Source organism: Parvibaculum sp. (assembly GCF_035325945.1).
Lineage (GTDB): Bacteria > Pseudomonadota > Alphaproteobacteria > Parvibaculales > Parvibaculaceae > Parvibaculum.
The window spans coordinates 25,489-46,725 of sequence record NZ_DAOKYX010000016.1 but is presented as its reverse complement, the minus strand read 5'-3'; the positions used below and the strand labels follow the sequence as shown (position 1 = coordinate 46,725).

General features: G+C 64.4%; 14 protein-coding genes, 1 other RNA gene and 1 pseudogene. 4 read left to right on the top strand and 12 right to left on the bottom strand.

Translation table 11 applies throughout. The features are described from left to right. Positions 1-2: 2 nt before the first annotated feature. From PKA57_RS09500 to rnpB, 5 genes are all read right to left on the bottom strand, one after another. On the bottom strand, positions 3-1,772 hold the full coding sequence (locus tag PKA57_RS09500; protein WP_324299899.1) for a penicillin-binding protein 2: 1,770 nt from the start codon (positions 1,770-1,772) through the stop codon (positions 3-5). After that, entirely contained in the window at positions 1,769-2,143 is a 375-nt protein-coding gene (locus tag PKA57_RS09495; protein ID WP_324299897.1) for a hypothetical protein, read from the bottom strand. The genes PKA57_RS09500 and PKA57_RS09495 overlap by 4 nt, the downstream gene beginning before the upstream one ends. Further along, the gene (gene rsmH / locus PKA57_RS09490) at positions 2,140-3,144 is read right to left on the bottom strand and encodes a 16S rRNA (cytosine(1402)-N(4))-methyltransferase RsmH (protein WP_324299895.1); all 1,005 of its coding nucleotides are present in this window, start codon (positions 3,142-3,144) and stop codon (positions 2,140-2,142) included. The genes PKA57_RS09495 and rsmH overlap by 4 nt, the downstream gene beginning before the upstream one ends. Beyond that, the gene (locus PKA57_RS09485; protein WP_324299893.1) at positions 3,141-3,617 is read right to left on the bottom strand and encodes a division/cell wall cluster transcriptional repressor MraZ; all 477 of its coding nucleotides are present in this window, start codon (positions 3,615-3,617) and stop codon (positions 3,141-3,143) included. Before PKA57_RS09485 ends, rsmH begins: the two co-directional genes overlap by 4 nt. 348 nt (positions 3,618-3,965) lie before the next feature. Beyond that, positions 3,966-4,345: RNase P RNA component class A (gene rnpB, locus PKA57_RS09480), an RNA gene on the bottom strand. A 122-nt stretch (positions 4,346-4,467) separates the two neighbouring features. On the opposite strand from rnpB, the gene PKA57_RS09475 reads away from it, so the two are divergent. Next, positions 4,468-5,430 (top strand): zinc-binding alcohol dehydrogenase family protein, encoded by a 963-nt coding sequence (locus PKA57_RS09475; RefSeq protein WP_324299891.1) that lies wholly within the window; start codon positions 4,468-4,470, stop codon positions 5,428-5,430. 3 nt (positions 5,431-5,433) lie between these two features. On the opposite strand, the gene PKA57_RS09470 is transcribed toward PKA57_RS09475, so the two are convergent. From PKA57_RS09470 to PKA57_RS09460, 3 genes are all read right to left on the bottom strand, one after another. Further along, positions 5,434-6,165: an N-acetylmuramoyl-L-alanine amidase gene (locus PKA57_RS09470; RefSeq protein ID WP_324299889.1), complete on the bottom strand. Its 732-nt coding sequence runs from the start codon at positions 6,163-6,165 to the stop codon at positions 5,434-5,436. After that, complete coding sequence (locus PKA57_RS09465; RefSeq protein WP_324299887.1) at positions 6,166-7,032, bottom strand: DMT family transporter; 867 nt, start codon at positions 7,030-7,032, stop codon at positions 6,166-6,168. 147 nt (positions 7,033-7,179) lie between these two features. Continuing rightward, positions 7,180-7,896: a TerB family tellurite resistance protein gene (locus tag PKA57_RS09460; RefSeq protein ID WP_324299885.1), complete on the bottom strand. Its 717-nt coding sequence runs from the start codon at positions 7,894-7,896 to the stop codon at positions 7,180-7,182. Between the two features lie 230 nt (positions 7,897-8,126). Here PKA57_RS09460 and PKA57_RS09455 point away from each other — a divergent pair, with 230 nt between their 5' ends. Further along, positions 8,127-11,717 carry a hydantoinase B/oxoprolinase family protein gene (locus PKA57_RS09455; protein WP_324299883.1) on the top strand — a complete coding sequence of 1,197 codons (3,591 nt, stop codon included), beginning with the start codon at positions 8,127-8,129 and terminating at the stop codon, positions 11,715-11,717. Between the two features lie 346 nt (positions 11,718-12,063). On the opposite strand, the pseudogene metH reads toward PKA57_RS09455, so the two are convergent. The 3 genes and pseudogenes from metH to PKA57_RS09440 form a co-directional block, all read right to left on the bottom strand. Further along, positions 12,064-15,868 (bottom strand): annotated as a pseudogene (metH, locus tag PKA57_RS09450) (methionine synthase). Positions 15,869-15,882: 14 nt separating this feature from the next. After that, on the bottom strand, positions 15,883-16,776 hold the full coding sequence (metF, locus tag PKA57_RS09445) for a methylenetetrahydrofolate reductase [NAD(P)H] (protein WP_324299881.1): 894 nt from the start codon (positions 16,774-16,776) through the stop codon (positions 15,883-15,885). Then, a complete protein-coding gene (locus PKA57_RS09440) occupies positions 16,773-17,768 on the bottom strand; it encodes a metalloregulator ArsR/SmtB family transcription factor (RefSeq protein ID WP_324299879.1) in 996 nt (331 codons plus the stop codon). The genes metF and PKA57_RS09440 overlap by 4 nt, the downstream gene beginning before the upstream one ends. Before the next feature lie 390 nt (positions 17,769-18,158). Here PKA57_RS09440 and PKA57_RS09435 point away from each other — a divergent pair, with 390 nt between their 5' ends. Both PKA57_RS09435 and PKA57_RS09430 read left to right on the top strand, forming a co-directional pair. Next, on the top strand, positions 18,159-18,980 hold the full coding sequence (locus PKA57_RS09435; protein WP_324299877.1) for a VacJ family lipoprotein: 822 nt from the start codon (positions 18,159-18,161) through the stop codon (positions 18,978-18,980). Positions 18,981-19,051: 71 nt separating this feature from the next. Beyond that, positions 19,052-19,735, top strand: a complete 684-nt coding sequence (locus PKA57_RS09430; protein WP_324299875.1) for an ABC transporter substrate-binding protein — start codon at positions 19,052-19,054, stop codon at positions 19,733-19,735. A gap of 72 nt (positions 19,736-19,807) precedes the next feature. On the opposite strand, the gene PKA57_RS09425 is transcribed toward PKA57_RS09430, so the two are convergent. Further along, entirely contained in the window at positions 19,808-21,196 is a 1,389-nt protein-coding gene (locus PKA57_RS09425; protein WP_324299873.1) for an aminotransferase class III-fold pyridoxal phosphate-dependent enzyme, read from the bottom strand. Positions 21,197-21,237 lie beyond the last annotated feature (41 nt).

Sequence of the window (21,237 nt, the reverse complement as noted above, 5' to 3'; positions counted from 1 at the left end):
TCCTAATCGCCTGCATTTCCATTCCCCGGCTCGTATGACACGAGCTTCGCTTCGTGGATCATGTCGTTGGGTTGCGGTGTCACCATCGGCGGCAGCCCGAGAAGCGGCGCAACGCGCTTGACGACACGTGCCGTCACCGGCGCCGCGTTCCAGCCGGCTGTCGCATAGCCATATGTCGCTTTCGATCCCTGCGGCTCGTCGAACATGATCAGCATCGCGTAACGCGGATTGTTCGCCGGAAACGCGCTCAGGAACGACGAGATCAGCCTGTGCCTCGCATAACCGCCGGCAACCGCCTTTTCCGCCGTGCCGGTCTTGCCCATCACCGGATAGCCCGGCACATCCGCCTTCTTGCCGGTGCCGTCGGTAACGACGAGACGAAGCAGCGCCTGCATGTCCCTGCTCGTTTCCGACGAGATGAGCCGCGGGCCGGCCTGCGGGTTCGTCTGGCGCATGAAGGTCGGCGTGACCCTGGTGCCGCCGTTCACGATGCTCGCAAGCGCCGCCACGACCTGAATCGGCGTCACGGCGATACCCTGGCCGTAGGAAACCGTGATCGTAGACAATTCGCTCCAGCGCGGCGGCAGCAAAGGATCGCCCGCTTCCGGCAGCTCGATCTGCGGCCGCGAGAGAAGGCCGAAGCGGCGCAGATATTCGCGATAGGCTTCCGTGCCAAGCTCGAGCGCGACCTTCGCCGTGCCGATATTGGAGGAATACATAAAGACTTCCGGCAGCGTGAGCCAACGGTTTTCGGCGTGGAAGTCGTGAATGGTGAAACGCGCGTAGCGGATGGGCTGCGTCGCATCGAGGCGGCTCGTCATCCGCACCTTGCCGGAATCGAGCGCCGAAGCGAGCGTGACAGCCTTGAAGACCGAGCCGAGTTCATAGACGCCGAGCGTCGCCCGGTTGAAGCGCGCCTCATCCGTCACCAGCATCGGGTCGTTGGGATCGAAGTCGGGCAGCGAGGAAAGCGCCACCACTTCGCCCGTATAGACATCCATGATGATGCCGACGGCGGCCTTGGCCTTGAATTCGGCGAGCGCGCTCTCAAGCTCGTTGCGCAGCGCGAACTGCGCCCGCATGTCGATCGAAAGCGCGATCGGCGCGGAACGCTCGCCGCCGCTCCCGCCCTTGCCAAGCAAATCGACCTTGTCGATATAGCGCTCGATGCCCGACGTGCCGCGATTGTCGAGATCGACGGTGCCGAGCACATGCGATGCGTTGTGCCCGTTGGGATAGACGCGCCGCTGCTCGCGGCGGAAGCCGAGCCCGGGAAGCCCGAGATAGTGCACGGCATATTGCTGCTTCGGCGTCAGATCGCGCTTCAGCCAGATGAAGGCGCGGCCCGTTTCGAGCTTCGCGGCCACTGCCTCCGGATTGAGATCGGGGAGCACGGTTGCAAGCTGGCGCGCCGTGTCCTGCGGATCGACGATCGCACGCCCGTCGGCAAAGAGCGAGGCTGTGACGATATCCGTCGCCATAATCTCGCCGTTGCGATCCACAATGTCGGGACGATGGATAGGGTCGACCACATCCGCCGCGGCGACGCGTGCGCCCCGGTCGCCGCCGACGATCGCAAGCTCGATGAGACGCGCGCCGACGAGCGAGAAGCAGGCCGCGAAAACGGCGAGCGCGAGGAAGATGCGCCGCTCGGACGGCGAGCGCACGCCCTCCTGCCCGACGCCGCGCGGCTGGCGCGCGCGCGAAACCGCGTCATAGCCGGCAAGCACGACGCGGCCGCGAGTGGCGGACTGGTTGCGGCGGCCGATCATCTGACCGTCCTTTCCGCCGCGCCGATATCCTGCGGCAGCGAGCCGGCATAGCCGCCCAGCGCCTTGCGGCTCGGCACATAGAAGTCATCGGTCTTGTGCGGCACCGGAACGTCGCTGAAGGAACCGATCTGCGATGCCTTGAGCGCTTCGAGCGACGTGTAGCGCTGCGCAAGCTGCTGGAGCCGCTCGGGCTGGTTCAGATAACTCCACTCCGCGCGCAGCACGCGAATGCCCTCCTGCTCGCTTGCAATATCGCGCTCGAGCCGCTGGGCGCGCTTCTGCGCCGCCTCGGCGCGATATTTGATGTCGTAAAGGCCGGCCGCGAGCGCGATGCCTACGATGATGAGAACGATGTTGAAGGTACGGATCATGCACGGCCCTCCATGAGGGCGGGCATGCGCGCCATGCCGAGCGCGGCAAGATCGAGCGGCAGCGCGGGCGCGGATGTGCGCTCCGCCGCGCGCAGCTTCGCGGAGCGCGCGCGGGGGTTCTCCTCGGCCTCGGCTTCCGATGCCTTCAGCGCCTTGTGCGCGATCTCGCGGAAGGACGGCGCGACCTCGCTCCGCTCGGGCATGTAACGGCTCGCCCGCGCCGCGCGCCCCGTGCGCGCGGTGAGAAACCGCTTCACGATGCGGTCTTCGAGCGAATGAAAGGTGACGACGGCGAGGCGCCCGCCTTCATGCAGCATCTCTTCCGCGCCGGAAAGGCCGCGCGCAAGCTCGCCCAGCTCGTCATTGACGAAGATGCGCAGCGCCTGAAAGGTCCGCGTGGCGGGATGGATGCGATCCTGCGGGCGGCGGCCCACGACGCGGGCGACCGTGTCGGCAAGCGCGAGCGTGCGCTCGAAATGCGCCGTCTCCCGCGCCGCCACGATGGCGCGCGCAACGGCGCGGGCGCGCTTCTCCTCGCCATAGACGGCGATGATGCGCGCAAGATCGTGCTCGTCGAACGTGTTGACGACATCGGCGGCGGAAAGCCCCGCCCCGCTCATCCGCATGTCGAGCGGACCGTCCTTCTGAAACGAGAAACCGCGTTCCGCCTCGTCGATCTGCATCGAGGAGACACCGATATCGAGCACGACGCCATCGACCGTCGCATGGCCAAGCTCGCGGACGAGCCGCGCCATGTCGCCGAAGCAGCCTTCGACCAGGGTAAGCCGCTCCCCGAATTTCGACTGAAGCTCGCGCCCGCGCAGAATGGCGTTCGGATCGCGGTCGATCGCAAGCACCGCACAATCGGCGCTGCCGAGAATGGCGCTCGTATAGCCGCCCGCGCCGAACGTGCCGTCGACATAGACGCCGCCATCCTTCGGCTGCAACACGGCGAGCACATCGGCGAGCATGACGGGGATATGGGGGGCCTGGGCGTTCATCGCGCGCCTCCGCCCGGACCGAGCGCCAGCGGCGAGCGCAGGAGATCGCCATGCGCCCGCGCCTGCTCCAGCGCCTCGGCGCGGAAGGCCTCATAGGCACGCGGCTCCCAGATCTGGAACTTCCGGCCCATGCCGACGAACGTCGCCTCGTCGGTGATGTTCGCATGGGCGCGCAGATCCTCCGGCAGGACGATGCGGCCGTCGCTGTCGAAGCTCAGCTCGGCGCTGTCGCCAAGAAGCACGGAGGCAAGCAGGTCGCGCTCACGCGAAAAGGGATCGAGCCGGTCGAGCATCTCGTCGATCACGGCGGAGAAGGCCGGGCCGCAGCCCTCGACAAAGGCGCCCTGGATCGAAGGAAAGCAGACGATGCCGCCGAACCCCTGGGCGACCGTGATCGCGCGAAATTTCGCCGGCACCGAGACGCGGCCCTTCGCATCGATCTTGTTGGTGAAGCGTCCCCGGAACGACTCCATAGGCCGTACTCATTCCCTCTTTCGGGCCACCCGGTCCCCTCGGGTTTGCCCAATCTCCCCGCCCGAGCGGCGAGTGCCAGCCGGGTCGGCTTGGCTACCATCCGGGACATCATGGGATAACATGGGAAAGTATGGGCGTCAACGGGAAAGCCTAGTAATTTCGCGGTTTTCCGCGGTATCTGGCTGTCTCGAAGCAGGATTCAACAACGTGAATATTTGAGAACAAAAGTAAAACATCGAACCGCAAAATCGGCCGGGATGGGGGAAGGCTCGAACCCTCGCAGGGAAGTTTGGCGCCACAAGGTCGGGCCCGTGGCAGGACGGGGGCAGGCGGCAATGCGGGAAAGCAATGTCAGATGGCCTGTAAGCCGGGTTCTGTACCCTTGCGGGCGATGACCATTCATCTGGGACGCCCGTTGCCGGACGCCTCGTGCAACCAACCCGGGCGGCAACCCGGAAACAGGCCCGCCCGGCCGAAGCCGGGACCTGCCGCCCCTATTTGGTCTTGCTCCCGGTGGGGTTTGCCGTGCCGCTCCCGTTACCGGCAGCGCGGTGCGCTCTTACCGCACCGTTTCACCCTTACCTGAGGGCCGAAGCCCGCTTCAGGCGGTCTGTTCTCTGTGGCACTTTCCCTGGGGTCGCCCCCGCCGGCCGTTAGCCGGCACCGTGCTTCCGTGGAGCCCGGACTTTCCTCTGCCCTTGCGGACAGCGGCCATCCGGCCATCTGACCCTTTGGAGATAGGGGCCTTTCCGGGCGAAGGCAAGCGGCGCGAGGGGCTTGCAGCCGGTCAATCGAGCGCCGACATTGCGCCTATAGTCATCCGACAGAACATGAACAGGGGAAATACCGATGAAGGCCGCCGTCTATTATGAAAACGGACCGCCCAGCGTCTTCAGATATGAGGATGTGCCCGACCCGGAATGCGGGCCGCACGAGGTTCTCATCAAGGTAGAGGCCGTAAGCATCGAGGGCGGAGACACGCTCAACCGGGCTGGCGGCGCGCTCGCCTCGAAGCCGCACATCGTCGGCTATCAGGCGGCCGGAACCATCGTCGAGGTCGGCGCCGAGGTGAAGAACCTCAAACCCGGCCAGAGGGTGACGACCGTCAACGCCTATGGAAGCCATGCGGAATATCGCGCCGTGCCGGCGCTCACCGCCTGGCCGGTGCCGGACAATCTCGATATCAGGGAAGCGGCGGCGATCCCCGTTCCCTTCGGCACGGCCGATGACTGCCTCTTCGAGTTCGGGCGCCTCAAGGCGGGCGAAACCGTGCTCGTGCAGGCGGGCGCGGGCGCTGTCGGGCTTGCGGCGATCCAGCTCGCCAAGCGCGCGGGCGCGAGGGTGATCGCCACCGCGTCGAGCGACGAGCGCCTCGCCCGGCTCAAGGAACTCGGGCTCGACCACGGCATCAACTACCGCACCCAGGATCTCGTCGCCGAGGTCAGGCGCCTGACCGACAACAAGGGCGTCAATCTCGTCGTCGATCCGGTCGGCGGCTCGACGCTCCAGAAGTCGATCCTCTCGCTTGCCTATCGCGGGCGCGTGTCCTTCGTGGGCCGCGCGGGCCGCGAGCCCATGACGGTCGATGTGCAGACCATGATGGGCGGCAACCAGTCGATGTCCGGCGTCTTTCTCGGCGCGGAGATCGGCACCGAGCGGGTGCGCGCCAATATTCAGCGCCTCATCGACGATGTGGCGGCGGGCAGCCTCAAGGTCGTGCTCGACCGGAGCTTCCCGCTCAGGGAGGCAGCCGCCGCGCATGAATATATCGAGAGCCGAAAGGCTGTCGGCCGCGTGCTGCTGATCCCCTGAGGATCAGACTGCTTCGAGAAGACGGTGAAGGGTGGCGACGGTCGAAAGATCAGCCACCCCATCCACCCGCTCCGGGCGGAAATGACGCTGGAAGGCGCGCACGACTGCCTCGGTCTTCGCGTCATAGACACCAAGCACCTCGACGCCATAGCCATAGGTCGCGAGCCGGAACTGCAATTCCGCGACCGTGTCGCCGCGATCGCCGGGCATGAGCGAGGGCCCTTCGACAATCGGAAACGGCTCGACCCAGACCCCGACGCCCGCCCGCGCGAGCCGCGCCCAGTCGAAGCGCTCGCCGGGATCGGACTTGCGCTCCGGCGCGATGTCCGAATGGCCGAGCACATGGCGCGGCGGGATCGGATGGCGCGCCAGTATCTCGCGGCAGAGCGTCTCGACCGCCTTCATCTGCGCTTCCGGAAAGGGCGGCGTGCCGAAATCATGCCCGCCATTGCCGATCTCGATCCCGATCGAATGGCCGTTGATATCGCTCACCCCTGCCCAGCTCGAAACCCCGGCATGCCAGGCGCGCTTCTCCTCGGGCACGAGGCGGAGCACCTGCCCGTCCTCATCGACCACATAATGAGCCGAAACCTTCGCCTCGGGGCTGCAAAGGAGATCGACGGCATCCGCCGTGGAGGCCATGCCCGTGTAATGGAGCACGAGCATGTCGATACGGACGGGCTCGGGCCGGTCGTTGAAATTGGGCGACAGCCTTTCTTGGGTGACAATGGTCATTCAGGGGTCCGTCCGGACGATCTGTTTCTGCCGCAGGGACACGATGAGCACGCCTGTCAGCGCGATCAGCGTGCCGACAATCATGCGCGTCGTCAGCACGTCGCCAAGCAGCGCCACGCTGAAAATGATCGTGAAAATGGGCGAAAGCAAGGTCAATGGCGCCGTCTGCGACACCTCATAGCGCTGCAGCAGATAGTAGATGCCGGCATGGCCGACGAGGCTCGAGGCGAAGGCGACATAGAAGACCCCGGACCATTGCAGCATGGTCGCGGATGTTATGAGTTCGATCTGGTCGCGCTCGAAAAGAAGCGAGCCGACCAGCATGACCGGCGCGGCCACCACCGCGATCCAGGCCTGTAGCTCGAAGACGCCCACGCGCTTGATCTGGCGTTGATAGATCGTGCCGACCGACCCCACGAGCGAGGAGGCGACGATGAAGACAAGGCCCCAGATGAAATGGAAGACCGTCGGGTCGAAGCTGATGACCATGACCCCGGCGAATGAGAGGCCGATGCCGGACCAGCGCCGCCAGTAAACCTTCTCCTTCAGAAAGATCACCGACATGATGGTCGAAAAGGGCACGCCGAGCTGGCCGACAATGGCGACGACGGATGGATTTGAGAGCGCGACCCCGGCGAAGAAGAAGCCGAACCCTATCGGGCCAGCGCAAAGGGCGATGATGAGCACCTCCTTCATGCGCCCCTCATGGAGGCGCAGGAACGGAAAGAGCACCATGACGATGAGCGTGAAGCGCAGCGCCGTGAACATCATCGGCGGAAAATGCTCGAGACTCACCTTGGCCGCGACCAGCGCGAACCCCCAGATGAGGTTGATGAGCATCATGAACGCGAGGTGCTGGGGGGTCATGTCGGACGGGCTGACGGTGCGGAACGGCGGGGCGCCCGCCCTTGTTAGCGCAGCCCCGCAGGCGCCGCCAGCGGCAACATCGAAAAGCGCCCGACTTTCATTTTCAGGCGTCGCCCGGCCCCTTGGCCACAGGCCGGAAAGCGCCCCTCAGGTGGCGCTGTCGAGCCCCCTCGCCTTCAGGATTTTCTGATAGGCGACATTGATGGCCGCGAGCTTGTCATTGGCGATCTGCACCAGTTCCTCCGGCACGCCGCGCGCGATGAGCGTATCGGGATGGTTCTCCCGCACGAGCCGCCGGTAGGCTTTTTTCAGGTCGTCGTTGGAAATGTCGGGCGTGATGCCGAGCACGAGATAGGGATCGAGCCGGGGCGTGCCGAGATGGCTCGCCCGGATGCGCGCGAACTCCACTTCCGAAAAGCCGAAAATATCGGCAACCGTCCGCAGGTACTCGACCTCGGCCGGATGGATGACCTTGTCGGCCATGGCGATATGGAACAGCGCGTCGAGCACGTCCTCGAGCACGGCGGGCTTGCCGCGATAGATCCGCGCCACTTGCGCCGCATAGCTCTCGAAACCCGCAACGTCCTGCTGGGCAATCCGGTAGAGCCGCTTGACGTTCGCCCGTTCGGATTCGGGTACCTTCAGCACCTCCTCGAAGGCGCGGATCTCGGCATCCGTCACCTGTCCGTCCGCCCTTGCCATCTTGGCCGAAAGCGCGATCAGCGCGATGGTGAACACGACGTCATTGTCTTCGAGCGCGCGGTCGATCACGAGGTGGCCGGCGACCGCCCCGACAAGCGCGCCGAGCGGCCCGCCCACGGCAAGACCGACACCTGCGCCTGCTATTTTTCCCCAGATTGACATTGGTCAAGAGTAAGACGATTCAGCCAGCCCCGCACTTCGCAAATCTGCATGGGGCTTTGTGAAGGCGCTTCATGACGCAGACGTCACGCAACCGTCATGCAAGGGCTGCCAAGCCGCTGCGCCCCGCATGGGTTGATTTTGCTCCCGCGATGGGTCTAATCGCCTGAAGCGTGTCGATATCCGCGCGCCGTCCCGCCCATTCCGCAACGACACGCAGCAGAGTTTCCATCATGACAAGCCGTTGGGACTTCTGGATCGATCGAGGCGGGACGTTCACGGACATTGTCGCCCGCGCACCGGACGGACACCTCATCGCCCGCAAGCTCCTCTCGGAAAATCCCGACCGCTACGAGGACGCGGCGCTTCAGGGCATTCGCGACATTCTGGGCGTGCCCGCCACCGAACCTCTGCCACAGGCGCGGATCGGCGCCGTCAAGATGGGCACGACGGTCGCCACCAATGCGCTGCTCGAACGGAAAGGCGAGCGCACGCTCTTCCTGACGACGCGCGGTTTCGCGGATGCGCTTCGCATCGGCTATCAGAACCGGCCGCACCTTTTCAGGCTCAGGATCGAAAAGCCCTCCATGCTTTTCGAGCGCGTGGCGGAGGTCGACGAGCGCGTGACCGCCGAGGGAGAGGTGCTGACGCCCCTCGACGAGGAAGGGACGTGCCGCATCCTCAAGGATGCCTATGCCGCCGGTTTTCGCGCTGTCGCCATCTGCTTCATGCATGGCTATCGCCATCCCGAACATGAACAGGCCGCCGCGCGGATGGCGCGTGAGGTCGGTTTCAGCCAAGTCTCGGCGAGCCATCATGTAAGCCCGCTGATGAAGTTCGTCTCGCGCGGCGACACCACCGTCGTCGATGCCTATCTCTCGCCGATCCTTCGGCGCTATGTCGATCGCGTGGCGGCGGCGCTGGGCACGGAAGCGCGCAGGCGCCTCTTTTTCATGCAGTCTTCGGGCGGGCTCACCGACGCGAGCCTCTTTGAGGGCAAGGATGCCATCCTTTCCGGGCCCGCCGGCGGCGTGGTGGGCGCGGTCGAGACGAGCCGCCTCGCCGGCTTCGAGCGCATCATCGGCTTCGACATGGGCGGCACTTCGACCGATGTGTGCCACTATGACGGCGAGTTCGAGCGCAGCTTCGAGACAGAGGTGGCGGGCGTGCGCATGCGCGCGCCCATGATGCAGATCCACACCGTCGCGGCAGGCGGCGGCTCCATCCTCCATTATGACGGCGCGCGGCTTCGCGTCGGCCCCGATTCCGCGGGCGCCGAACCCGGCCCCGCCGCCTACCGGCATGGCGGCCCCCTCACCGTGACCGATGCGAATGTCATGGTGGGGAAGCTCCTCCCCGATTTCTTCCCGCAGATTTTCGGCCCTGGCGGCGATCTGCCGCTCGATGCCGAAATCGTGCGCGGGAAGTTCACGGCGCTCGCCCGCGAGATCGGCCGCAGCCCGGAGGAAACGGCCGACGGCTATATCCGCATCGCCGTCGAGAACATGGCGCAGGCGATCAAGAAGATCTCCGTGCAGCGGGGCCACGATGTCAGCGCCTATGCCCTCGCCTGCTATGGCGGCGCTGGCGGCCAGCATGCCTGCCTCGTCGCCGACGCGCTCGGCATGACGAAGGTCTTTTTTCATCCGCTCTCGGGCGTGCTCTCAGCCTATGGCATGGGGCTCGCCGACATTCGCGCAAGCCGCCAGCGCGCCGTCGAGGAAGCGCTGGCAGAAGAAAGCCTTGCCGCGCTCGCTGCAACCATCCGCGAACTCGGGCAGGAGACGGCGGCAGAAGTCGCCGGACAAGGCGTCGCGGCAGCGCAGATCGCCATCGTGCCCCGCCTTCATCTTCGCTATGCCGGCACCGATACGGCGCTCATCATCGAACATGGTTCGCTCGATGCACTCCGTGCGCGCTTCGAGAGCGCGCATCGCAAGCGCTTCGGCTTCATCGCTACGGAAAAGCCCATCGTCATCGAAGCCGTTTCGGTGGAGGCGGTCGGCCGCGATGCTGAAGCATCGGAAGCGCGGCGAACCCCGCGCGGCGAGGGCGAGGCGCGCCCCGCGCGGCAGGTCCGCTTCTTCAGCGAAGGCAGGTGGCACGAGGCGCCAGTCTATCTGCGCGAAGCGCTGGCGGCGGGCGACGCCCTGGAAGGCCCGTCCATCATCATCGAACCGCACCAGACCATCATCATCGAACCCGGTTGGCGCGCCGATGTGACGCCCCTCGATCACATCGTCCTGACGCGCCGCGAAAAGAAGACGCGCGCCCACGCCATCGGCACCGATGCAGACCCGGTCATGCTCGAGATTTTCAACAATCTCTTCATGTCCATCGCCGAGCAGATGGGCTTCACGCTCGAAAAGACCGCCTATTCCGTCAACATCAAGGAACGCCTCGATTTCTCCTGCGCTGTTTTCGACCGCGAGGGCGGGCTCGTCGCCAATGCGCCGCACATGCCCGTGCATCTTGGCTCCATGGGCGCCAGCGTGCGCGCCGTGATCGAGCAGAACCCGGACATGGGCCCCGGCGACGTCTTCGTGCTCAACGCGCCCTATAATGGCGGCACGCATCTGCCCGATGTCACTGTCGTGGCACCTGTCTATGACGAGACGGGCGGCGAGCGGCTGTTCTATGTCGCGGCGCGGGGCCATCATGCCGACATTGGCGGCATCTCGCCGGGCTCCATGCCGGCCCATTCGCGCAGCGTCGAGGAAGAAGGCGTCCTCATCGACAACTTCCGGCTCGTCGAGCGCGGCCGCTTCCGCGAAACGGAGATGCGCGCCCAGCTCGCTTCAGGGCGCTGGCCCGCCCGCAACCCGGACCAGAACATCGCCGATCTCCGCGCCCAGATCGCGGCCTGCGAGAAAGGCGCGCAGGAACTACGTCGCATGGTGGCGCAATTCGGCCTCGGCGTGGTCGAAGCCTATATGCGGCACGTGCAGGACAATGCCGAGGAAAGCGTCCGCCGCGTGATCGGCCGGCTGACGGATGCGACCTTCGAGCAGAAGATGGATGACGGCTCGCTCATAAAGGTTTCCGTGACGGTCGATGCCGGAACGCGCTCGGCGAAGATCGACTTCACCGGCACGAGCCCGACGCTCGCCACCAATCTCAACGCGCCCTCCGCCGTGGCGCGGGCTGCCGTGCTTTATGTCTTTCGCTGCATGGTGGACGACGACATTCCGCTCAATGAAGGCTGCCTCAAGCCGCTCGAGATCGTCATTCCCGAGGGCTCGATGCTCGCGCCCCGCTATCCCGCGGCGGTCGTCGGCGGCAATGTGGAGACGAGCCAGGCTGTGACGGACGCGCTATTCGGCGCCTTCGGCGTCATGGCATCCGCGCAGGGCACGATGAACAACCTCACCTTCGGCAATGCGCGTTACCAATATTACGAAACGATCTGCGGCGGCGCAGGCGCGGGCATGGACTTCGACGGCGCGGATGCCGTCCACACGCATATGACGAATTCACGCCTCACCGATCCCGAAGTGCTCGAATGGCGCTTTCCCGTCATCCTCGAGGAATTTTCGATCCGGCGGGGCTCCGGCGGCAAAGGCCGGCACAGGGGCGGCGACGGTGCGGTGCGCGCCATCCGCTTCCGCGAAAAGATGACGGCCTCGATCCTTTCGACGCATCGCATCGTTCCGCCCTTCGGCCTCGATGGCGGCGAAGCGGCGGCCTGCGGAGAAAATCTCATTCGCCGCGCGGACGGACGCATCGAAACGCTCGCGGGCTCCGATCAGGTGGAACTCGACGCGGGCGACACCATCGTCATAAGGACGCCGGGCGGCGGGGGATTTGGCGAGCCGTCCACGTGAAATGTAACTCTTTCGAGTCGGCGGCCGTCTGAGCCAGCCTTGTGGCGCGAAACGGCACATGGCCTCCAGAGCACAGCCACGCCCCGGATGGCCGAATTCCGCCCTTCCCGGCTCTTGCAACAAGGCCACAATGTGGCCCGCCTACCGCGCCCGCGATTCCGCTTGCGCGGAACATCAGCCTTGCGAAACTTTTCGCCGTGAACGGTCGGGCACAGCCCGGCGGCAACCACTTCGGGAGGCCACTGCTATGACCTTGTCCGCAAAAGTTGGTTACCTGGCCACCTGTCTCGCATTCATCTTTGTCGGCGCGATCACGATCGGCGTCTTCTGACGCCGATCGGATGGCTCAGGCCGCTTCCTCCTCCGATCCCGGCGTGTAGTTGAGGATCGGGGCAAGCCAGCGTTCGCATTCGGCAAGGGTCATGCCCTTGCGTGCGGCATAATCCTTCACCTGATCGCGCTCGATCCGGCCGACACCGAAATATTCCGACTGTGGATGGCTTATATATAGCCCGCTGACAGCCGCTCCCGGCCACATGGCAAAGCTCTCGGTGAGCTTGATGCCAGCTTCCTTCTCCGCGTCGAGCAGATCGAAGAGCGTGCGCTTTTCCGTGTGGTCGGGCTGCGCCGGATAGCCGGGCGCGGGCCGGATGCCCTGATATTTCTCGGCGATCAGCTCCTCGTTCGAGAGCCGCTCATCCTTCGCATAGCCCCAGAATTCGCGCCGCACCCGCTCATGCATGTGCTCGGCAAAGGCCTCCGCCAGACGGTCGGCAAGAGCCTTCGACAGGATCGCCTTGTAATCGTCGTTGGCGCTCTGGAAGCGGCTCGCCACTTCGTCTTCACCATGCCCGGCTGTGACCGCGAACCCGCCGATGTAATCGGCGATGCCGGTTTCCTTCGGCGCGATGAAATCGGCGATGGCCATGTTCGGGCGGTCGGAGTTCCGCCGCATCATCTGCTGGCGCAGCGTATGAAGCACGGTGAGGCGCTCCTTGCGGCTGTCGTCGGTGTAAAGCTCGATATCGTCGCCGCCGATCTCATTGGCCGGCCAGAAGCCGATGACCGCCGAGGCCCTGAGCCACTTTTCCTCGATCATCTGCTGGAGCATCTCGCGCGCATCGGCATAGAGCGTGCGCGCCGCCTCGCCCATCTTGTCGTCCTTCAGGATCTGCGGATATTGCCCCGCAAGCTCCCAGGTCGCGAAGAAGGGCGTCCAGTCGATATAGGGAACGAGATTCTCGAGCGGATAGTCCGTAAAGACCTTCGTGCCGAGGAAGCTCGGCCGCGTCGGCTTGTAATTCGTCCAGTCGATCTTCGTCCGGTTCTCGCGCGCGGCGACGAGTGTCTGGCGATCCTTGGCGTTGCGGGCATTGGCGTGAGCGGCAGCGAGCTTCGCATATTCATCGCGCGTATCGGCGATGTACTTGTCCTTCGCCGTTTCCGATACGAGGCTCGAGACGACGCCGACCGCCCGGCTCGCATCGGTGACATAGATCGCCTGACCGCGCTTGTAGTTGGGATGAACCTTGACGGCGGTATGGATGCGGCTCGTCGTCGCCCCGCCGATGAGAAGCGGAATGTCGAAACCTTCGCGCTCCATCTCCGCCGCGACATGGCACATCTCGTCGAGGCTCGGCGTGATGAGGCCCGAGAGCCCGATCACATCGACCTTTTCCTTGCGCGCCGTCTCGAGGATCGTCTGCGCCGGAACCATGACGCCGAGATCGATCACCTCGAAATTGTTGCACTGGAGCACGACGCTCACGATGTTCTTGCCGATATCGTGGACGTCGCCCTTGACCGTCGCCATGAGAATCCTGGCCGCGGCTTCCTTTTGCGCCGCGCCCGTCCGCTTCTTCTCCTCCTCCATGAAGGGGAGCAGATAGGCGACCGCCTGCTTCATCACACGCGCGGACTTCACGACCTGCGGCAGGAACATCTTGCCGGCGCCGAAGAGATCGCCGACGACGTTCATGCCGTCCATCAGCGGACCCTCGATGACATCGAGCGGCCGCGCCGCCTCCTTGCGCGCGGCTTCGGTATCCTCCTCGATGAAGGCGTTGATACCCTTCACGAGCGCATGGGTGAGCCGCTCCTTCACGGGCAGTTCGCGCCAGGAAAGATCCTCCTCCTTCTTCTTGCCCGCATCGCCCTTGTAGCGCTCGGCAATCTCGAGCAGCCGCTCCGTCGCGTCCGGCCGGCGATTGAGGATCACATCCTCCACGCATTCGCGAAGTTCCGGCTCGATCTCGTCATAGATGGCAAGCTGCCCCGCATTGACGATGCCCATGTCCATGCCTGCCTGAATGGCATGATAAAGGAACACGGAATGCATCGCCTCGCGCACGCGCTCATTGCCGCGGAACGAGAACGAGACGTTGGAGACGCCGCCCGAGACATGCGCGTAAGGCAGGCATTGCCGGATGCGCTTCGTCGCCTCGATGAACTCGACGCCGTAATTGTTGTGCTCCTCGATGCCGGTGGCGACGGCAAAGATATTCGGATCGAAGATGATGTCTTCCGGCGGAAATCCCACCTTCTCGACGAGCAGATTGTAAGACCGCTCGCAGATGGCGAATTTGCGCGCCGCCGTATCCGCCTGGCCTTCCTCGTCGAAGGCCATCACGACGGTGGCCGCGCCGTAGCGGCGGATCTTTCGCGCATGTTCGAGGAACTGCGCCTCGCCTTCCTTGAGGCTGATCGAATTCACGATCGCCTTGCCCTGCACGCATTTGAGTCCGGCTTCGATGATCTCCCATTTGGAGGAGTCGATCATGATCGGCACGCGGGCGATGTCAGGCTCGGCGGCGAGGAGATTGAGAAACGTCACCATGGCCTGCTTGCTGTCGAGCATGCCCTCGTCCATGTTGATGTCGAGCACCTGCGCGCCGTTCTCGACCTGCTGGCGCGCCACTGACAGTGCTTCGTCGAAGTTGCCCTCGACGATCAGTTTTCGGAAGCGCGCCGAGCCCGTGACGTTCGTCCGTTCGCCGACATTGATGAAATTCGCGGAGGCATTTGTCATTTTACTTTTCTTCCTGCGCCTGACGTCGTCTTGAGCGCATGCTGATGTTCGGCCGGCCGCCTCACGGGGCGGTGAAGGCTTCGAGACCCGAGAGGCGCAGACGCGGCTCGATTTGGGGAAGCGGGCGCGGCGTCCTGTCCTTGACGGTCTCGGCTATTGCCTTGATGTGCGCGGGCGTCGTGCCGCAGCATCCGCCAACGACATTGACAAGCCCCGACGCGGCAAACTCGCCGACGAGCCGCGCCATATGCTCCGGGCTCTCGTCATATTCACCCATCTCGTTCGGAAGGCCCGCATTCGGGTGCGCGCTGACATTGGTATTGGCGATGCGCGACAGCGTGTCGATGTGCTGGCGCATCTCCTTGGCGCCGAGCGCGCAGTTGAGGCCGATCGAAAACGGCTTCGCATGCTGCACCGAGTTCCAGAACGCCTCCGGCGTCTGGCCCGAAAGAAGCCGGCCCGACATATCCGTGATCGTGCCCGAGATCATGACCGGCAGCTCGACCCCGAGTTCTTCGTAAACCTCGTCGATGGCGAAAAGAGCCGCCTTGGCGTTCAGCGTATCGAAGACCGTCTCGACAAGGATCGTGTCCGCCCCGCCTTCGATGAGGCCGCGCGTGGCGCTTTTGTAAGCCTCGCGCAGTTCGTCGAAGGTCACGTTGCGAAAGCCCGGATCGTTGACCTTGGGCGAGATCGACGCGGTGCGGTTCGTCGGCCCGAGCACGCCCGCGACGAAGCAGACGCGGCCCGGTGTCTCGCTCTCCGCGATGTCGGCGGCCTCACGCGCGATCCGCGCGCTCTCGACGTTCATCTCATAGGCGACGGCCTCGAGCTTGTAGTCGGCCTGCGCGATCACGGTGGCGCTGAACGTGTTCGTCTCGGCGAAATCCGCGCCCGCCCGGTAATAGGCAAGATGGATGTCGCGCAGGATGTCGGGCCTCGTCAGCGAGATCAGTTCGTTGTCGCCCTTCAGATCGACCGGATGATCCTTGAACCGCTCGCCGCGAAAATCGGCCTCGGTGAGCTTGTAGCCCTGGATCATCGTACCCATGGCGCCGTCGAGCACGAGCACGCGCTCCTTGACGAGTTCCTTGAGCTTCGCGATGCGTTCGTCTCTGGTCATGATGATCCTTTCTCTCACTGCGCGAGAACTGGCGCATGCTCGGGCCGAAGCCCGATCACGTGGCAGATGGCGAAAGTGAGATCGGCCTGATTGAGCGTATAGAAATGAATGCGGTCGAAGCCGTAAGCGCGCAGGCGGCTCACCTGCTCGGCCGCGACATAGGCCGCGATCAGCTTGCGCGTTTCGAGGTCGTCGTCGAGCCCGATGTAATAGTCGGCGAGCCATTTTGGGATGCTCGCCCCGCAGCGCTCGGCCATCCGCCTGGTGCCCTTGAAATTCGTCGTCGGCATGATGCCCGGCACGATCGGCACGGTAATGCCCGCGCGTCGCACGCGTTCCAGAAAGCGGGCATGGCATTCCGTGTCGAAAGCGAATTGCGTGATGGCGCGCGTGGCGCCGGCGGCCACCTTTCTCTTCAGGAGTTCGATATCGGCGTCGATGGAGGCGGATTCGGGATGGCCTTCCGGATAGGCGCTGACGCTGACCTCGAAATCGGCGATTTTCCTGATGCCATCGATCAGTTCAGGCGTCGACTGGTAGCCCTGCGGATGCGGATGATAGGGCGCGCCGAGTTCCGGCATGTCGCCGCGCAGCGCCACGATGTGGCGCACGCCCGCGTCCCAATAGCTGCGGATGACCTCGTTCACTTCCTCGCGGCTCGCGCCGACACAGGTGAGATGCGCGGCCGGCGTGAGCGCCGTTTCCTGCACGATCCGCTTGACCGTGGCGTGCGTGCGCTCGCGCGTCGATCCGCCCGCGCCATAGGTGACTGAAACGAATTCCGGCCGGAGCGACTCGAGCCGCCGGATCGAACGCCACAACGTCTCTTCCATTTCCGGCGTCTTCGGCGGAAAGAATTCGAAGGAGACGCGCGTCGCCTGCGCCTTGTTCATGGGCTCTCCGCTCATCCTTCGACTCCCTCGAGTTCGCTTCCACGCTCCGCGCGGCCTGCCGCATGTGCAAGCGCGGCGCGCGGCTTATCGGCGGCATAGATCACAACTGTCAGCTTCGCCTCGTCCCCGCCCTCGGGCGGCAGACGGCGAAGCTCCCTGAGTTCAAGCCCGGCCTGATCGAGCCAGCTCCTGACTTCCTCTTCCGAGAAGCCGAGGCGGCGATGCGCCTGCTCTTCCCGGAGAAAGTCGAGGTCATGCGGCGCGAAATCGGCAATGAGAAGCCGCCCGCCGGTCTTGAGGACGCGAGCGGCCTCGCCGACCGCCGCCGCCGGATCGTCCAGATAATGCAGCACCTGGTGCAGCGTGACGAGATCGGCCATCTCGTCCTGAAGCGGCAGATCGTAGAGATCGCCCTGCCGGACCGAGCAGCTCTCGACGCCCGACTGTTCGAGATAGGCGCGGGCGAAGGCGAGCATTTCCGGGCTCAGGTCGATGCCGATCGCCGTTTCCGCCCGCGCGCCGACGAGTTCGAGAATGCGCCCCGTGCCGGTCCCGAGATCGACGAGCGTTCCGATCCGCTCGCGCGCGCCGAGATCGAGCAGCGCCTCCTCAACCTTCGCCTCCGGCACATAGAGCGAGCGGATGCGGCGCCATTGCTCGGCGTTGGCCCGGAAGAATTCGGCGGCGCGTTCCGCGCGGGCGGCGCGCACGGCCTCCAGCCGCTCCAGATCGCGCGCGGTGGTGGGATCGCCCGCCGGGATGAGGCCGGTCAGCAATGCGGCGAGCCGCGCTCCAGCGCCCGACTGGGCACGCCTGTAGAAAACCCAGCTTCCCTCACGAAAGCGGTCGAGCAACCCAGCCTCGCACATGAGCTTCAGATGGCGGCTGACCCGGGGCTGGCTCTGGCGGAGGATCTGGGTGAGTTCGGTTACGGTGAGTTCGCTCTTCATCAGGATGGCAAGCAGCCTGAGGCGCGTTGGCTCGCCCGCCGCTCTCAGCCCTGTCAACAGCTCATCCATGCCTACTCACCAGATTTCCGCTCTGATCAAACATAAACATATCTTTATGTTCAAATTCAAGTGGATTCTAGCCATTTCGCTGCAGCAATCGGGCAACACCTGAGCCACATCGGCATAAGAGGGGCGCCCGCTCCGCTGGTTAACGGCTGGGGGCTGTGATACCAACTTGTCGCTTGAGCCCGCTGGATTGACGGCAGGGAATGCGCCACATTCTGGCGGCATTTACCGCGTATTAAGCAAGTTGACGAATTCTGGACGCGGCGCTCATGGCAGAAACTGGGGCTCCGACGGGAATTCCCGATCGGAGCCTTGTATTGCGAGGCGGGCGCCTTGGTCCCGACCGGTTCACGGTCATGGCGGCGCTGGGTGTGGGGAACGATGGACTTACTGGCCAGGACAGCGAATTTCGCGGCACGCGCGGCCTGCATCGCGCTCATGATCACGCTTGCGGCCTGCGCCACACGCCCCGATCCGTCGAACAAGGCGGCCGTTCAGGCCTATGAAGAGGCAAACGATCCGGTCGAGCCGCTGAACCGCTATTTCTTCGAGCTCAACCGCTTCTTCGACATCATTCTGCTGAAGCCCGTCGCGACATGGTATCAGGGCGTCGTTCCCGACCCGGCGCGCAACAGCATCCGGCATTTCCTCGACAATCTGGCCGCTCCCACCGTCCTCGCCAACGACGCGCTGCAGGGCGAGTGGTCGCGCGCCGGCACCACGGCCTCGCGCTTCGGCATCAATACGACGGTCGGCGTTCTCGGCCTCTTCGACCCGGCAACCGGCTGGGGCTATCCGCAGCACAGGGAAGATTTCGGCCAGACGCTCGCGACCTGGGATACGCCTGAAGGCCCCTATCTCTTCCTGCCGGTGCTAGGCCCCTCGCCGCCCCGCGATCTCGCCGGCTTCGCCGTCGATGAACTGTTCTTCGATCCGCTCACCTATATCTACTGGGGTGGTCCGTACACGGTTCCCGTCACGCGCTTCGTCGTGAACGGCATCGACGTGCGCTCGCGGAACCTCGCGACGCTGGATCAGATCGAGCGGACATCCGTCGATTACTACGCGACCGTGCGCAGCCTCTATCGACAGACCCGCGCCAACGAGATTGCGAACGGCAAGACGAATACGCAAAATCTGCCGGATATCGACAATCTGAATTTCGACACAAACGAACCCCAGACTGTCGCTCCCGAGAAGTAGGAGCGACAGTTTCGGTGCCCTCCGAAGCCATGATCGGCCGCTTCGACGTGTTCGTCTGAAGGAGACAGGCAATGATTTCGCTCAAGTCCATGCGTCCCGCCCTCGCACCACTCGCGCTCGCGCTCGCCCTTCTCGGCGCAATCGCGATGTCAGGCACACCCGCAAGGGCCGCGAATGCCGATCCCGCCGCCGAGGCATGGGTTTCGGACATCTCCGCAAAGGCGATCCAGATCATCAGCGACAAGAGCCTGGACAAGACGGCGCGCGAAGCCGCCTTCAACAAGCTCCTGACCGAGAATGCGGACATGCAGAAGATCGCCGCCTTCTGCCTCGGACAGTTCCTCCGTGTGCCCACGCCCGATCAGCGCGACGAATATCTCAAGCTCTTCGACAATTTCGTCGTGAAGGTCTATGTGACGCGCCTCTCCGACTATCATGACGAGAAGCTGCAGGTGACCGGCTCGCAGCCCAAGGGCACGAACCAGGCCATCGTCCAGAGCCGGATCAATTTCACGAATGGCCGTCAGCCCGTTGAAGTCACCTGGTGGCTCCTGAAGAAGGACAATGGCTACAAGATCTTCGACGTCAATGTCGTCGGCGTGTGGCTGGCTCAGGAGCAGCGCTCCGCCTTCACCTCGGTGATCAACAATCACAATGGCGACTTCAACGCCCTGCTCGACCACCTGCGCCACCAGATCGCGGATGCCGATGCGGGCAAGCTCCCGGCGACCGGCTCGGCAAGCACCGCCCCCTGAGACGCCTCCCATCGAATTGAAAACGCCCCCGGACAAAATCCGGGGGCGTTCGCATTTTGGAGCTCCGGCGTTTTACACGCCAGCGACGCCCAGCATCCGCTCCCATTCGCCGAGCGTGCGGTCGAGCCGGTCGACGAGTTCGTCGATCTCGCTCGCCGAAATGGTGAGCGGCGGCGACACCCAGAGCGGCAGACCGCGGCGAAAGAGCGGACGCCGGCGCGCACCGTAAAGAGTGGAATAGAAGACAAGCCCGTTCTTGAGCGCGAGGCTCTGGAACAACTGTTCCGCCTGCTTCTCGGGCGCGAAATATTCACGGCTGGCCTTGCTCTCGACCATTTCGAGAACCATGAAGAGCCCCCAGCCGCGCGCATCGGCAACCGTCGGATGCGCAAGCAGGCGCTCCTTCTGGGCAAAGAGCCGCTCCCCCATCTCGCGGCAATGGGCGATGAGCCCGTCTTCCTTGATGATGTCGATGACCTGCAGCCCCGCCGCGCAGGAAAGCGCATTGCCGCCATTTGTGAAGCCGTGAATGAAGGGTGTGCCGGCGCGGAAGACCTCGTTGATCGCGTCGCTCACCGTGACGGCGCCGAGCGGCAGGAAGCAGGAGGAGATGCCCTTGGCCATGGTCATGATGTCCGGCGCGACGCCGAAATGCTGCATGCCGAACCATTCGCCCGTCCGGCCAAAGCCGGTCACGACTTCATCCGCGATCAGCAGAACCTCGTATTCGTCGCAGATGCGGCGCACCTCCTCCCAATAGCGGGCGGGCGCTACGACGCCATATTCGGAGCCGCAGCCATGCGGCGTCACGATGAAGGCCGCGACCGAATGCGCGCCCTCGCAATGGATGAGCCGCTCGAGATCGCGCGCGCATTCGACCGCCCACTCGTCCCGGTCGAGATGGGCGGGCTTCAGATGGTCCGAATACTGACGGACATGCGGCCATTTCTGAAGCATCGGGTCGAAGGGCCGCATCGTCGCCGCATTTCCCGACAGCGCCATCGTGCCGAGCGTCATGCCATGATAGGATTCGTAACAGGCAATGACCTTGTGCTTCTCGGGCTTGCCCGCACCGACCCAATATTGCCGCGCGATCTTGACGGCGGTTTCCACTGCCTCCGAACCGCCGGAGACGAGATAGGTCGCATTGAGCCCCTCGGGCGCGACCTCCGCAATGGCATTGCAGAGCGCCGCGCGCGGACGGTTGGCGAGCACCGGATGCACATAGGCGAAGTCGCGCATCTGCGCCTCGACGGCGGCGCGCATGCGGGGATCGTTGTGCCCCAGATTGACAGCCATCGGCCCACCCGACGCGTCGATATAGCGATTGCCCTTGGTGTCGAAGAGATGAACCCCCTCCGCTCGCGCCAGTTCCACATCCATCGGGTGATAGGAAAACACGTTCTTCCAGACGCCCTCAGCCTCGAGTGGCGCGGGCAGATTGGCCAGGCGGTCGCTCATCGCGGGGTCTCCCTTTGTCATGGCGTGAAGGCTTCGCGCCT

Coding starts and splice junctions, on each gene's coding strand:
- PKA57_RS09500 (WP_324299899.1), bottom strand. CDS start 1,772: ATGATCGGCCGCCGCAACCAGTCCGCCACTCGCGGCCGCGTCGTGCTT.
- PKA57_RS09495 (WP_324299897.1), bottom strand. CDS start 2,143: ATGATCCGTACCTTCAACATCGTTCTCATCATCGTAGGCATCGCGCTC.
- rsmH (WP_324299895.1), bottom strand. CDS start 3,144: ATGAACGCCCAGGCCCCCCATATCCCCGTCATGCTCGCCGATGTGCTC.
- PKA57_RS09485 (WP_324299893.1), bottom strand. CDS start 3,617: ATGGAGTCGTTCCGGGGACGCTTCACCAACAAGATCGATGCGAAGGGC.
- PKA57_RS09475 (WP_324299891.1), top strand. CDS start 4,468: ATGAAGGCCGCCGTCTATTATGAAAACGGACCGCCCAGCGTCTTCAGA.
- PKA57_RS09470 (WP_324299889.1), bottom strand. CDS start 6,165: ATGACCATTGTCACCCAAGAAAGGCTGTCGCCCAATTTCAACGACCGG.
- PKA57_RS09465 (WP_324299887.1), bottom strand. CDS start 7,032: ATGACCCCCCAGCACCTCGCGTTCATGATGCTCATCAACCTCATCTGG.
- PKA57_RS09460 (WP_324299885.1), bottom strand. CDS start 7,896: ATGTCAATCTGGGGAAAAATAGCAGGCGCAGGTGTCGGTCTTGCCGTG.
- PKA57_RS09455 (WP_324299883.1), top strand. CDS start 8,127: ATGACAAGCCGTTGGGACTTCTGGATCGATCGAGGCGGGACGTTCACG.
- metF (WP_324299881.1), bottom strand. CDS start 16,776: ATGAGCGGAGAGCCCATGAACAAGGCGCAGGCGACGCGCGTCTCCTTC.
- PKA57_RS09435 (WP_324299877.1), top strand. CDS start 18,159: ATGGACTTACTGGCCAGGACAGCGAATTTCGCGGCACGCGCGGCCTGC.
- PKA57_RS09430 (WP_324299875.1), top strand. CDS start 19,052: ATGATTTCGCTCAAGTCCATGCGTCCCGCCCTCGCACCACTCGCGCTC.
- PKA57_RS09425 (WP_324299873.1), bottom strand. CDS start 21,196: ATGAGCGACCGCCTGGCCAATCTGCCCGCGCCACTCGAGGCTGAGGGC.